The sequence below is a fragment of the Endozoicomonas atrinae genome, assembly GCF_001647025.1.
GTDB lineage: Bacteria > Pseudomonadota > Gammaproteobacteria > Pseudomonadales > Endozoicomonadaceae > Endozoicomonas > Endozoicomonas atrinae.
In genome coordinates, this window is the sequence record NZ_LUKQ02000977.1 from 1 (window position 1) to 215 (window position 215).

Annotated in this window: 1 protein-coding gene; it reads left to right on the top strand. The window is 62.8% G+C overall.

The genetic code is table 11. The features are described from left to right. A partial coding sequence (locus AK963_RS37010) for a VCBS domain-containing protein (RefSeq protein ID WP_139117869.1) occupies positions 1–215 on the top strand: 215 nt, incomplete at both ends.

A 215-nucleotide genomic window follows, 5' to 3' on the forward strand; every position in this document is an offset into this window, starting at 1 on the left:
GACTGGACCTTCACGGTGCCCGATGCCGATATTGATGACCTGGCCGCGGGTCAGGTGCGGACCCAGACCTATACCGTCACGGTTAACGATGGCAACGGCGGCACCGTGGATCAGCAGGTGACGGTGACCATCACCGGCACCAATGATGTACCGACCATTACTGCGGCCACCGATGTCACCGGCGCGGTGACCGAGATTGTGGATGGCGGCACCGG